Origin of the sequence: Acetivibrio clariflavus DSM 19732, assembly GCF_000237085.1 — a bacterium.
In the GTDB taxonomy this organism is placed as follows: domain Bacteria; phylum Bacillota; class Clostridia; order Acetivibrionales; family Acetivibrionaceae; genus Acetivibrio; species Acetivibrio clariflavus.
Genome location: NC_016627.1, coordinates 1,570,732 through 1,584,799 on the forward strand (window position 1 = coordinate 1,570,732; position 14,068 = coordinate 1,584,799).

Sequence of the window (14,068 nt, forward strand, 5' to 3'; positions counted from 1 at the left end):
GGCAAAGGGAATTTCCCATAGCTTTTATGATTTCAATATATTAATTTTGGAGGGATATTTTAATGATAACTGCTGGTGATTTTAGAAACGGCGTAACTTTTGAGCTTGACGGACAAATTTTTCAAATAGTTGAATTTCAGCATGTTAAACCAGGAAAAGGAGCAGCTTTTGTTAGAACAAAGCTTAAGAATATTGTAACTGGTGCTACAATTGAAAAAACATTTAACCCGACAGATAAAATGCCTAAAGCTCATATTGAAAGAAAGGACATGCAGTATCTTTACAACGATGGCGACCTGTATTATTTTATGGACTTGGAAACTTATGAGCAATTACCCTTAGGAAAAGATAAAGTTGGAGATGCTCTTAAGTTTGTGAAAGAAAATGATGTAGTAAAAATATTATCTCATAAAGGAAATGTATTTGGTATTGAGCCACCTACTTTTGTTGAATTAAAGATAACTGCAACGGAACCTGGTTTCAAAGGTGATACAGCTACCGGTGCTACAAAACCTGCTACTGTTGAAACCGGAGCAGTAATTAAAGTGCCCTTGTTTATTGACAATGGGGATGTTATAAAGATAGATACCCGTACAGGTGAGTATATAGAAAGGGTTTAGTGGGTATAATATATCAGTAAAATGGAAGTATGTGACGTTGTTTCAAAGCTCTTCTGATAATCCGTATTACCGTGTTTATATGTGAATCTTTCAATTGAATTGATAGAATTTAAGAATCATAACTCAGGAGTGCACTTGATCAATGTCAACAGTGAGAATTAATGTAAAAAATATTGGGAAATACTGAAATATTATTACTTGCTAAATTCAAAGTAAAGGAGAGAAATCTATGGGCTTTATTAAAGAAAGAGTTGCTTACCTGAAAGGGTTAGCTGAAGGTATGAAAATAAATACTGAAACCAACGAGGGCAAACTGCTGAGTTCAATAATTGATGTTTTGGATGACATGGCACTTGCCATCGATGATATTGAAGAAGTTCAAGAGCAGCTTGGCGAACAGATTGACGATCTGGATGAAGATCTTGCAGAAGTTGAAAAGATTGTTTTTGATTGTGAAGATGATGACGAAGATGATGATATACTTGCAGAAGTAGAGTGCCCGCATTGCGGAGAGATAATCGAGCTTGAAGAAGATATGCTCGATGAAGATGCAGAATCTTTTGAGTGCCCACACTGCGGCAAAGATGTAGTAGTTGAGTGGGACTGTGATTGTGATGATTGTTGTGACCACGATGAGGATGATGACGAATAGTACTTATAAGTAATAAAAGTGTCGCAAACTACTTTTTTAAGTAGTGAGCGGCACTTTTTTATAAATTTGAATGATTACTGCAAATAAATTTGAGCTTTGCCCATATTTGATTAAAAAACTATATCAGACAATTTTTTTCAGTTAAGAATTCCCAATACCTTACCGGCATATTATGTTTTTGCAGTTTGGGATTAATTCTTTCTTTTATGCAAATATTGGTGAAATAGTTTTTCCAGAGTTTTTCATAATTGTCACTGGTGTATGAAATTAACGGTACCATTTCGTCTGAAATATCCGTAAAAATACAGCTTTTTTGGTCATATACTGCGGCATATTTTCTTTTGACATCGTGAATTACCCATTTCTGGTCTGAAAAACGATCTACAAAATGGCCGGATATTAATGGTGTTATATTATGGTCGGGTTTATACTGGGCATAATATATATCATTTTCTAATTGTTTAAATCTCAAAAGTCCAACCATTAAATGACATTCACGGGTAACTTTTTTGGCAGCAGTGTGAATTGCCAAAACTCTATCGTCCGAAAGATACAAGTCTACTTCTTTACCTTTTTTAAATCCCAACCTGACATAATTCAAAATTTTTATTTCAATATCGTTAAGTTCGGATAAATAGGCATGATATACATTTTTTAATGCCTGATGCGATATTTTTTGACCAATGCTGTCATATACTTTGGCGGCTTTTTCAGAGTCGGTTGTTATTTGTATATTTGTATCTAAAAGATTTACTTGTATGTAATCGGAGTAATATATGTGGTCAGGTTGCTCATGCCTGTAATAAGCTTCATATATAGAGGTTAGAAGACCTTCAAAGGAACCGTCGTACAAATAATTAATCATTATATTTCACCTGCCAGACTCATAAATTTGTCTTCCAAGGTGGGTATTTCACCTATGCCGGAGAATAGGGATATTTGCTCCCAATTATCCTGGGATATATGGCTTTTGTCTACAAGTGCCTGGCGGATGTGGGTTTCGTTTAAGCCTATTTTGTTGAAGTACTTGCCCTTGCAAGTTATAAAAAATCTTGCTCTTTTTAGTACAATGCCCAGTTTCTTCAGGTCATCGAAATCCAATTGCTTTACTTTTCTTGCAGCCATAATTTTTTTTACAGAGCGAACACCAACGCCCGGTATGCGAAGGAGCATTTCATAATCGGCTTTATTTATTTCCACCGGAAACAGATGCATATTTCTTAAAGCCCAACAGCATTTCGGATCAAGGGAGGTGTCGAAATTTGGATTTTCTTCATCCAGAAGTTCGCTGCTTTTAAAACCATAGAATCTTAAAAGCCAGTCGGCTTGATACAAGCGATGCTCTCTTAAAAGAGGAGGTTTGCTGATAGCAGGAAGATTGGGATTGGTTGAAACAGGGACATATGCAGAATAATAAACCCTTTTAAGTCCATAGTTTTTATAGAGTCCTTCCGACAGACGCAGAATTTTGAGGTCATGGTCGGGAGTGGCACCTACTATCAGTTGAGTGCTTTGGCCGGCAGGAACAAAATTTGAGGCCGACTTGAAAAATTTTCTGTTATCTTTTGCTTCAGCTATTTTTGAGTTTACAAATTTCATGGGTTTTAAAATGTTTTCACGTTTTTTCTGAGGGGCCAGCAGCTTAAGTCCTTGAGTGGAAGGTAATTCAATATTAAGGCTCATACGGTCCACCAGCTTGCCGGAGGCTTCAATAAGGCTAAGATCTGCACCCGGGATTGCTTTAAGGTGAATATAACCATTGAAGTTGTATTCTTTTCTAAGTATCCGTACCGTTTCATAAAGCTGTTCCATTGTATAATTCGGATTTTTAATTATGGATGAGCTTAAAAACAAACCTTCTATGTAGTTGCGTCTATAAAAATTTATAGTTAGTGCAGCTGCTTCATGGGGAGTGAAAATTGCTCTGGGTATATCATTAGACAATCTGTTAACACAGTATGCACAATCATATACGCAGTAATTGGTGAAAAGGATTTTTAACAGAGATATACATCTTCCGTCATCGGACCAGCTATGGCAAATTCCAAAGGGATTGCTGTTACCTAGTCCCCCTTTGGAATTTTTCCTGTTGCTGCCGCTTGAGGAACATGAAACATCATATTTTGCAGCTGCTGCGAGAATTTCAAGTTTCTTTTGAAGTTCCATTTTTTTACCTCCAGGAAAACCTTTATTATGCCGTTTAAAGTAATTTCCATTCTTGTAATTCAAACAAAATTATATTGTGAGTTTGAAGTCGTTGGTTTTCTATGTCTTAATAGAATTTTATCACATATTATAGCAAAAATCAAACATATGTTCGAAATAGCAAAATTTGTAGTATCTGCTGTTAAGTTTTGTATGTGGAATATCGATAATAATAGTAAGAGGGTTAATGATATCAAGAGATTTGTTACAAATGAATTCATATAAATTGGCTTAAAAATGTTTCTAAATAACTTATGGTTTAAAACGCAGTGATATAAAAATCGGAGGCATGCTATGCTTTTATGGATAGAAAAAAATTTTATTGTACCGATAGTTATTTTGATTGTTATACTTATTATAGGTATTATTGCTTTTTTAGTTTGCAATAAGTATTTCAAAGATAAGCTTTCAAAAGCATATACAGAGCTTAAAAAAAACGATGAGCTGTTAAAAGTTGCAATGAGAAGTATAGGAGAAGCGATAATTGCAACAGACAAAAAGGGAATTGTTACCTTTGCCAATTGTGAGGCGCATAAACTTTTTTCCATTTCTAAAGACCAGTTTGTGAATAAAAATTTTAGTGACCTGCTGAGTATGTTGAAGGACCAGGATGGTTTTAGTTGTAATATTTTATTGGAAAAAGTGGTTACGAATGGAATTAAGCTGGATATAAAAAATGTCTCTGTTTTATCAATGGAAAACGATAAGGAACGAATTGTTTCAGGAAGCATTTTACCGTTAATGAATGAATCGAATGAGATAATCGGTGCATTAACAATTTTAAAAGATGTTACAGAATTGAAGAAGAATGAAAAGAAGATATATGACATGAAATATTTTGACAGAATTACCGGACTGCCTAATAAAATGTTGTTTTTCGATAAGCTGAAAACGGCTTTGGCTGCTGCTGAGAGCAGTGATACTAAGCTTGCGGTTATTGTTATCGATCTTGATAATTTTAAAACTATTAATGATACATTAGGTCATGATTTCGGAGATAAGGTACTTTTGCAAGTGGCAGAAAAAATTAAAGGACTTTTGCGGGAATCGGATACTGTAGCACGTTTAGGAGGAGATGAGTTTGTTATTCTGCAACCGGGGATAAAGGATATAACTGATGTTACAAAGGTTGCGGAACGCATTCTTGAAAACTTTAGAAATCCTTGGTTTTTGGAAGGAAGGGAGTATTACATAACGGCAAGTCTTGGAATATCCCTTTATCCAACTGACGGACAGGATGAAAAGGTTTTAGTGAGAAATGCCGATATAGCCATGTCTAAAGTGAAAGAGACAGGGAAAAACAATTATGAGCTGTTTATGGAATCAATGAAAAGAAAGATAATAGACAAATTGGATTTAGAAAGTGATTTAAGACATGCAATAGAAAAAGAAGAATTCGTACTGTTTTATCAACCGCAGATTGCACTTGCCACAGGAGAAATTATTGGTGTAGAGGCTTTGATAAGATGGGAACGAGAAGGTGTTGGTTTGGTTCAGCCAATGGAATTTATACCGGCAGCTGAGGAATCAAGTCTGATAATTCCTTTGGGTGAATGGGTTCTTAAAACTGCATGTAAGCAGAATGTAAAATGGATAAAATCAGGTATCAAACCTGTTTTAATGGCTGTCAACCTGTCTTCCAAGCAATTTCAGCAGCGTAATCTGGTTGAAATGATTGAGAGAATATTAGATGAGACAGGCATGGACCCCACACTTCTGGAACTTGAAATTACTGAAAGTACAGCTATGCAGGATATTGACTTTACCATTAAAGTATTAAAAAAATTAAAAGAAAAAGGAATACGGATTTCTTTGGATGATTTTGGCACAGGATATTCTTCTTTGAATTATTTAAAGATGTTACCGATAGATTCTTTGAAAATTGACAAAAGTTTTGTACATGATTTAACCAACAGTCCGAGTGAAGAAACTATTGCAAAATCCGTCATCAGTCTTGCACATAAGCTGAACCTTTTGGTAGTGGCTGAAGGAGTTGAAACAAAGGCTCAACTGGAGTTGTTGAAAAATCATATGTGCGACAAAGTTCAGGGGTATTTGCTCAGCAAACCCGTACCACCGAATGAAGCTGAAAAACTGTTAAGGAAAGCAAAGAGCGAGTTGGAAGAATTTCGTGGTAATTTTTAATACCACGAAATTTTTTATGTTTGTATTTCTGCAATCGATGCAAATTACAAGGGGAGTGTAAATATTGCATAGTTTTGCAGAGTGCTATTAATTGAATTTGAATAATTGTGAAAAGTATTTACAAAATTACAAATCACTGGTTGATATAAGATGGAGAAATTATTGTTGCTAATATCAATATGTACGAGTATAATTACTACTATGATAATTTTTTGTCAAAGGGGGAATCGCTGATGAGAGCGATTGTTACAGTTATTGGGAAGGACAAAGTTGGGATTATTGCTGCAATAAGTAACATACTGGCAAATTGCAATGTAAATATTTTAGATATTTCTCAGACAACCATGCAGGATGTATTTACAATGATAATGCTGGTGGATATTTCTGCGATGTGTGTTCCTTTTTCGGAATTATCCGAGCAACTGGAGAAAAAGGGTGTTGAATTGGGATTATCGGTTAAAATCCAACACGAAGATATTTTTAATTCCATGCACCAGATATAGGGGGGAATTTTGTGATAAAACCTTTTGAGATAATTGAAACAATAAAAATGATTCAGGAAGATAATCTTGATATAAGAACCATTACAATGGGCATCTCTCTTAGAGATTGTGCAAGTCATGACGGAAATGTTGCAAGAAGAAAAATATACGATAAAATAACGCGTCTTGCCGCCAATCTTGTAAAGGTTGGAGAGGATATTGAAAAAGAATACGGTATTCCCATCATTAATAAAAGGATTTCTGTAACCCCGATATCATTAATTGCCGAAAGCTGTGATGATGACGATTATGTGAAATTTGCACAGATTATGGACAAGGCTGCCGATGAAGTGGGAGTAAACTTTATTGGTGGTTTTTCCGCTTTAGTGCACAAGGGATATACCAATGGCGACAGAAAACTTATACAGTCTATTCCGGAAGCTTTGAGTATAACAAATAAGGTATGTTCTTCGGTTAATCTTGCTACAACCAAGACGGGAATAAACATGGATGCAGTAAAGGAAATGGGGCAGATAATTAAAAAGTGTGCAGAGCTCACAGCTGACAGAGGTGGACTGGGATGTGCCAAACTGGTTGTATTTGCCAATGCACCGGAGGACAATCCTTTTATGGCGGGTGCCTTTCATGGAGTAGGTGAACCGGAATGTGTCATTAACGTAGGTGTAAGCGGACCGGGTGTCGTAAAAAGTGCTTTGGCAAAAGTTAAAGGTGCAGATTTTGAAACGGTTTCCGAAACAATCAAGAAAACGGCTTTTAAAATAACCAGAATGGGACAATTGGTAGCAATGGAAGCGTCAAAACGTTTGGGAGTTTCCTTTGGGATTGTAGACCTGTCATTGGCGCCCACTCCAGCCATCGGAGATAGTGTAGCCCATATTCTTGAAGAAATGGGTTTGGAGAAATGCGGAACGCATGGAACTACTGCCGCATTGGCTCTATTGAATGATGCAGTTAAAAAAGGTGGTGTAATGGCATCATCCTTTGTAGGAGGATTGAGCGGAGCGTTTATTCCTGTCAGTGAAGATGCAGGAATGGTTAATGCGGTTGTTGACGGTGCTCTTTCAATTGAAAAACTTGAAGCAATGACTTGTGTATGTTCTGTGGGACTGGATATGATTGTGATTCCGGGAGATACAAGCAGTGAAACCATTTCAGCTATTATTGCCGACGAAGCTGCCATTGGAGTTGTAAATAATAAAACCACCGCAGTCAGAATTATTCCGGCACCGGGAAAGAAAGTCGGTGATATGGTTGAATTTGGAGGGCTTTTAGGTTCCGGACCTGTTATGAGAGTAAACCAATTCAGCAGCAAAGAATTTATAGACAGGGGAGGACGTATTCCTGCACCTTTGCACAGCCTTAGAAATTAAGCTCAAATTTATAAATAAAGTAATTAAAACTTCTTACTGCAATATAAAAGAAATATTTTAAATACACTGTTAATAGGAGCTTTGAGCTCCTATTAAAATTTTGCCCTTCTTGTTAAAAATTTAAAATTTCCTGTCAGATTTCTTCCAATTATACCGAATATAATAATTGAAATGAATTGAAACTTGAAAGAAGGTGATTCATTGGATTCGATATTACTGGATGATTTAAAATCTGACGCTGAGAAAGGATTAATGCAGCTTATGGATACATATATGGGACTTATATATACCATAGTTAAGAATAAGCTTGGAGACGTTTGCTGTAAAGAAGATATTGAAGAATGCGTCAGTACTGTGTTTTATGAGTTTTATAAACAGCGTGAAAATATTGACTTAAGTAAAGGCTCTATAAAGTCATTTCTTTGTGTTATAGCTAAAAGGAAGGCTATTGACTTATATAGAGAAAATACGAAACTTATTAAAAATATTGTACAAGGGAACGAAAGTTCAATTGAACTTGTTGAAGGCGAAGAATTACCGGATTTAGAAACAAAACATGTACTGATTGAAGCTATAAAGAATTTGGGTAATCCGGACAGTGAGATATTTATCCGCAAGTATTATCTTGGGCAGAGTACAAAGGCAATTGCTCAAGCCTACGGTATAAAAGCCAATACCGTTGACAAAAAGATATCAAGAGGTCTTGTGAAATTAAGGGAATCATTAGGAGGTGTGTTATTGGATGGATGACAGAATAATTAATGAATTGGATAATCTGGATGTAAGTGAAACCGAACAACTTTTAAGCTCAATTAATGCTTCTGAGTTTAACGTAGAAATTGATAAGGATACCGCCAACAGGATTAAATCATCGGTATTACATAAAGCAGGAATATCGGAAGCAAAATGCAAAAAAGCATTAATACCAAAAAAATCGAGGATTTTATTGATTGCTTTGATATTAAGTATTATTGAGATACTCTTTTTTACTTCAGCGGCTTTTGTTGCATGGATGGACGGATTCCTCGGAGATTCGGGAATCAACTTAAGTTTTGGCGGCATAGTTCCAACCGTATTTTATATTTTTATGTTGAGTGTTTTATCCCTTTGTGTATATAAAGTTATGTTTTATGCAGACAGTGAAAAAATTAACATTGCAAAGATTGTGCCTACAAATAAAACAACTTTAAGTTATGCGGCTTATTTTGTATTGTCTTGGGCAAGTAAAATTTTTATCTTTGTATTATTTTGTAGATTATTTGAGAAAATAATAAACCATTCATTTTTCTATAGGTTTGAAATATCCTCAATATTGCTCGTACTTATACTACTGATAGCAGTTTTCTCTGTGGTGGATATGATTATTGTTAAGTTGAAAAACTTGCTAATATTGAGGTTTGACGATAATTATAAATTTAAGTATAAATGGAAACTAAGCATGAAAGCTTTTTGGATAGAAATATTGAAATACATTGGAATAATCGGTTATTTAATTTTGATAATTGGTTTTAGTGTTGAAAGAGTTTACGGTAATGGGTTTGTTTCGATTCTAAACGGATTTGTACTGTTTTTTGCTTTTAATATTTTTATGACTGTTATTGTACAGTTGGAGAAAAGATGCTGCCTTCAAGTAGATTTAAAGGCTGAAACAGCTTTATCCGAAAATAAAATAGAGAAATCAGAAGTAGAAACTGTAAATAAAAGAATGTTATTAAAACGTCGTGCTTTTATATTGGGATTATCGGCAGCAGCCTCAATATATCTGCTTTGTTTGCTTGTTCCTTATGTTGTTTACCCGAGATTGATACATCAGAAACCTTTTTTGGAGACTTTTTCAAATAATAATGAAGTTGATGATTTTTTTGAACGTCGCAAGCTTCCTTTTATACCAGAAAGATTATATTCAGATGTAAGTAATGTAACAGAGTCTTTGTTTATGTTTAACAAATTGGCTGTTGGGGCTATAATCAATAAACTTGATTTGGATTTCTTATTTGCAGATCTTACAAGAAACTATATTGCTCAAGCCGTTAATTCCATGGATGGTAATTTATATGGAGGTATCGAGGATGTTGCTGCTGGGACATTAACAAAATCGAGTGATGATTATTCAACTACCAATACTCAGGTTGAAATGGTGGATGAAGCTGATGTAATAAAGACTGACGGGGATTATGTGTATTATCTGAATGACAGTAAGTTGTTTATTTTGAGAGCTTATCCACCGGAACAGATGAAAACAGTTTATAAATATGATTTTTTACAGGAAAATTTATATCCTTTGGAATTGTTTCTGTATAAAGACCATGTTGCTGTTGTCTTAACCGATGATTACATAGATTATCAGTTAGAAAAATGGTATAAAGAAAATACTAGCAGTACATTTGTGAGAATTTACAATATAAGTGATCCTACAAATCCTATTTTGGAGAGAAGCCTTAAGTTTGATTACCCGTATTTGACGTCCCGACTTATTGAAAACCATTTATATATTATTACAACGGCATATATCGATTATGGACAATCCAAACCCGGTTATACGGACTCTACCTTAGGCGAATCAAGAAGGGAAATTAACTATAAAGACTTATTCCTTATGCGGGGAAAATTTAGTGATAACTTCAGGAAAATTAATGTTGTGGCAGCTTTACCTATTGATAATCCAAACGGTGAAGCTCAGGTTAAAGCCTATATAGGTGGAGGCGGAGAAACAGTGTATGTATCTACGGAACATATTTATATTGTGGAGACAAATTTAAGTACATTTATCCAAGCACCGATGGAAGATTTTTTCCATTGCCTTGTCGATGATGATTTTGACGGTTTTAATTTCTTAAACTATGGAACAAGCATTTACCGTATAAAGATAGAAAATGGAAATATTGGTGACTTTGACAGTGCCTTTGTTCCGGGAATGGTGCATAATCAGTTTTCAATGGATGAGTATGATGGGTACTTTAGAATAACCACACAAAAAGGCAAGTGGCAATATGCTTCCAGTAATGTTTATGTTCTTGATGCTCATATGAATGTGTGCGGTTCATTGGAAGGGCTTGCGCCGGGGGAAAGTATTTATGCATCGAGGTTTATGGGAGATCGGCTTTATCTTGTGACCTTCAAGACTGTAGATCCACTGTTTGTCATAAGTCTGAAGGATCCGAAAAAGCCTAAGGTTTTAGGAGAGCTGAAGATTCCAGGTTACAGTGAGTATTTGCATCCACTGGATGAAAATCATATTATAGGGTTTGGCAAGGATACTGCCGGTGGGAATGAGAATTTTTCCTTTTATCAAGGTATAAAAATGGCTATATTTGATGTGTCGGATGTCAATAATCCAAAGGAGAAATTTGTTGAGATAATTGGAGACAGGGGAACCGAATCGGAACTATTAAGAAATCACAAGGCATTGATGTATATGAAGAACCTTGAATTGATGGCATTCCCGGTAACTCTTTACGAAAAAAATGAAAAAAGTTCAGCTGGAGCTTATGGAACATTCTCATATCAAGGTGCCTATGTTTATAATGTAAATAGTAACGACGGTTTCAAACTGAGAGGGAGAATTACTCATTTAGATTACTTTGAAGAAAATGAGTATTACGGTGGATACATAAACGAGAATAAATCGTTTATTAACCGTATTATTTATGCCAACGATTCACTGTATACCTTTTCAGGGGATAAGGTTAAGGCAACACGATACAGTGATATGAAAGAGATTTCTGAAATAGAGCTCGAATAATATTTATAGCTTTTATGAAGAAAAGGGGTGCTGCAACAAGCGTTTGTAGTATCCCTCTTTTTTTGGTTTTTCAATGCTTGATCGATCTATAAACTGTATTACTAAATGAAGAGATTTTCAGTGTTTGTTTTCATTGACAGAAAGAAGTACAAGGATGTTGAAAATAACAGGTTGAATTTAACGTTGACATTGGAATTATAAATTAGTATAATTGCTTATCAACATATTAGGTGGTTGTGTTGTGATGAAGAATATATGTAAAAGGCAGCTGGATATATTTAGGGCAACGGTTTTTACTACATACAAAGAGTGGGTGGCTTATAGGAGCCATATGGCTGTATCGGTTTTCGTGGGACCTGTATTTTTCATTGTACAGGTATTTATCTGGAATGCCATATATTCAACTCGGGAAACTGTCACAGGATTGACTTTAACCCAAATGCTTACCTACTACGGTATCGTAAATGTTATAAACTATCTTACCTATGATTCGAGTGATATGGATCTTCAATGGCATATTAGAACAGGTGGATTTATAACGTTTATGTTAAGACCTATTTCTTATTTTTATTATGCGATTTGTCAGAAAATAGGCCACAGGCTGTTGGCATTATGGGTTGAGTTTATACCGGTATATGCTTTGTTTTTATTTGTTTTTAAAATTAACCTTGTGCCTGCTAGTTTTTTTTGGACTTCGCTGTCGGTAATGTTAAGTTTCTTACTTGTTTTCCTTACAAATTTCTGTATTGGGATAACTGGATTCTGGCTTACTAAAACAGAAGGCTTAAGAAGAGCCTTTCTGGTATTGAGGGATGTATGTGCAGGGAGTCTGCTGCCGCTGACACTTTTTCCGGGATTTATTCAAAAAATATTGTTTTATATGCCCTTTCAGTTTATAGCTTATGTTCCTATAAGAGTTTTTATGGGTTCTTACGAGCTTGCCGGAATAAGTATGTCCATTCCTGAAGTAGTAGGATTGCAGGCAATATATGTTGTAATAATGTTTTTGATATACAAACTGTTATGGCATTTGGGAACAAAAAGGTTTACGGGGGTGGGTGCATGATAGATGCAGTTCGATTACACCTTCAAGGTATTAAGTCTGCTCTTGCAGTGAGAATGGCATACCGTGCAGATTTTTTTATCAGTATTCTAATTATGCTTATTGTGGAAGCATTTGGTCCTTTAGTGACTTATCTCGTTTATAAAAACGGTGCATCACTGCCGGGATGGAGTATGTATGAAGCACTGCTTATTCAGGGAGTATTTATGCTGTCTAGGGGGATTTCTTTTCCGTTTTTTTTCGGTATGGTATGGAATACAATCCAAAGGGTGCAGGAAGGTACCTTTGACCTGCTTCTTATTAAGCCAAGGTCGGTACTCCAAATGATTATTGTAACGGGATTCGATTCTGAAGACCTTGGAAAGCTGTTAGGAGGAATAGTATTATTTTCTGTTTCGCTGGCTAATATTCCTTTTCCAGGTTTGCTACTCTGGCTGAAATTTGCTGCACTGTTCTTTGTGTCTTTAGTGGTAATGTTTGGATTTGGTCTCATCCTTTCGGGATTGGGAATAGTGTGGATTGGCAATTACAGAGTGTATGAGATTTTTTACTCTATAGCCAATTTTGGAATGTATCCTGCAAATATTTTTTCAAAAGCTGTCGTAACTTTTATAACCTCTGTAATACCGATTGCAATGTTAGGTTACATTCCGGCATCTCAGTTATTGGGAAGACCGGCAGAAGGGACTTTAATTGCGGTGGTCGTGAGTATTATATTTTTATTTGCCAGCTTATTGTTCTGGAAAGCAATGTTTAGACGATATAACAGTGCAGGTGGTTGATTATGATAATTAAGGTTGAAGATTTAAAGAAAACTTACAAATCTTACGAAAGGGGAAACACCCTTGGGGAGGCAGTAAAGAGCCTTTTCATCAGAAAAACCAAATTGGTTGAAGCAGTGAAAGGAATTTCTTTCAGTATAGACAAGGGGGAACTGGTGGGATTTTTAGGTCCTAATGGTGCGGGAAAATCTACAACTCTGAAAGTCTTGACCGGAATTCTTTTTCCTACCAGTGGAAAAGTTGATATATTGGGATATACACCGTGGAAGGACAGAAAGAAATATGTGGCCCATATTGGTGCGGTATTTGGGCAGAAATCGCAGCTTTTATGGGATATACCACCCTTGGATGCTTTTAATCTAAATAAGGCTATTTATTCCATACCGGATAGCGAGTTTAATAAAAGACTAAACTTTATGGTGGAATTATTGGAAGTGCAGAATATTGTGAAAAAACCAACAAGGCTTTTATCTTTGGGTGAGAGAATGAAATGTGAATTTATAATGGCAATGCTGCACAATCCTGAGATTGTATTCCTTGATGAACCAACCATTGGACTGGATGTAATTGCAAAAGAGAAAATCAGGGAGTTTATCCTTGAAATGAACAAACAGGGAGTAACCTTTATTCTCACAACCCATGACCTTGGAGATATAGAGCAGCTTGCCAAAAGGGTGATAGTTATAAATCACGGTGAAATGATTTTCGACGATACAATTGAGGCGCTAAAGAGTCATCTTGGAAGCAAAAAGCTGGTATCCATATCTACCCAAAGGCCATTGCCGGCATTGGAAATGCCGGGTGTAATGGTTAAGAATAAATTATCGGAATTTAATGCGGAATTGGAGTTGGACGCTAGCATAACGGAACTCAACCGGTTCATTGATTATATAAACAGTAGCAGTACTATAAAAGATATGACCTTACAGGAGCTTCCCATTGAAGAAGTTATAAAGAAGCTTTATACAATTTAGCAGGAAAAAGAG

The 14,068-nt window shown here is 35.6% G+C and carries 12 protein-coding genes; 10 read left to right on the top strand and 2 right to left on the bottom strand.

Going from position 1 to position 14,068, the window contains the following annotated elements; translation table 11 throughout:
* The first annotated feature begins 62 nt into the window (after window positions 1-62).
* Both efp and CLOCL_RS06695 read left to right on the top strand, forming a co-directional pair.
* Window positions 63-620, top strand: coding sequence for an elongation factor P (efp, locus tag CLOCL_RS06690; protein WP_014254628.1), 558 nt, complete (start codon window positions 63-65; stop codon window positions 618-620).
* A gap of 229 nt (window positions 621-849) precedes the next feature.
* Window positions 850-1,272: a CD1247 N-terminal domain-containing protein gene (locus CLOCL_RS06695; protein ID WP_014254629.1), complete on the top strand. Its 423-nt coding sequence runs from the start codon at window positions 850-852 to the stop codon at window positions 1,270-1,272.
* 118 nt (window positions 1,273-1,390) lie between these two features.
* On the opposite strand, the gene CLOCL_RS06700 is transcribed toward CLOCL_RS06695, so the two are convergent.
* Both CLOCL_RS06700 and CLOCL_RS06705 read right to left on the bottom strand, forming a co-directional pair.
* Window positions 1,391-2,137 (bottom strand): TIGR03915 family putative DNA repair protein, encoded by a 747-nt coding sequence (locus CLOCL_RS06700; protein ID WP_014254630.1) that lies wholly within the window; start codon window positions 2,135-2,137, stop codon window positions 1,391-1,393.
* Window positions 2,137-3,438, bottom strand: coding sequence for a putative DNA modification/repair radical SAM protein (locus tag CLOCL_RS06705; RefSeq protein ID WP_027621292.1), 1,302 nt, complete (start codon window positions 3,436-3,438; stop codon window positions 2,137-2,139). The genes CLOCL_RS06700 and CLOCL_RS06705 overlap by 1 nt, the downstream gene beginning before the upstream one ends.
* 333 nt (window positions 3,439-3,771) lie before the next feature.
* Between CLOCL_RS06705 and CLOCL_RS06715 the strand changes: the two genes are divergently transcribed.
* The 8 genes from CLOCL_RS06715 to CLOCL_RS06750 all read left to right on the top strand — a co-directional run bounded on the left by CLOCL_RS06715 (window position 3,772) and on the right by CLOCL_RS06750 (window position 14,056).
* Window positions 3,772-5,622, top strand: coding sequence for an EAL domain-containing protein (locus CLOCL_RS06715; protein ID WP_014254632.1), 1,851 nt, complete (start codon window positions 3,772-3,774; stop codon window positions 5,620-5,622).
* A 233-nt stretch (window positions 5,623-5,855) separates the two neighbouring features.
* A complete protein-coding gene (locus CLOCL_RS06720; protein WP_014254633.1) occupies window positions 5,856-6,125 on the top strand; it encodes an ACT domain-containing protein in 270 nt (89 codons plus the stop codon).
* 11 nt (window positions 6,126-6,136) lie between these two features.
* Window positions 6,137-7,495 (top strand): PFL family protein, encoded by a 1,359-nt coding sequence (locus CLOCL_RS06725; RefSeq protein WP_014254634.1) that lies wholly within the window; start codon window positions 6,137-6,139, stop codon window positions 7,493-7,495.
* Between the two features lie 201 nt (window positions 7,496-7,696).
* Complete coding sequence (locus CLOCL_RS06730; protein WP_014254635.1) at window positions 7,697-8,245, top strand: sigma-70 family RNA polymerase sigma factor; 549 nt, start codon at window positions 7,697-7,699, stop codon at window positions 8,243-8,245.
* Entirely contained in the window at window positions 8,238-11,237 is a 3,000-nt protein-coding gene (locus CLOCL_RS20980) for a beta-propeller domain-containing protein (protein WP_014254636.1), read from the top strand. The genes CLOCL_RS06730 and CLOCL_RS20980 overlap by 8 nt, the downstream gene beginning before the upstream one ends.
* 244 nt (window positions 11,238-11,481) lie before the next feature.
* Window positions 11,482-12,303, top strand: coding sequence for an ABC transporter permease (locus tag CLOCL_RS06740; RefSeq protein WP_014254637.1), 822 nt, complete (start codon window positions 11,482-11,484; stop codon window positions 12,301-12,303).
* Window positions 12,300-13,082, top strand: coding sequence for an ABC transporter permease (locus tag CLOCL_RS06745; protein ID WP_014254638.1), 783 nt, complete (start codon window positions 12,300-12,302; stop codon window positions 13,080-13,082). The genes CLOCL_RS06740 and CLOCL_RS06745 overlap by 4 nt, the downstream gene beginning before the upstream one ends.
* Window positions 13,083-13,084: 2 nt before the next feature.
* Window positions 13,085-14,056 carry an ABC transporter ATP-binding protein gene (locus tag CLOCL_RS06750; RefSeq protein WP_014254639.1) on the top strand — a complete coding sequence of 324 codons (972 nt, stop codon included), beginning with the start codon at window positions 13,085-13,087 and terminating at the stop codon, window positions 14,054-14,056.
* The last annotated feature ends 12 nt before the right edge of the window (window positions 14,057-14,068 follow it).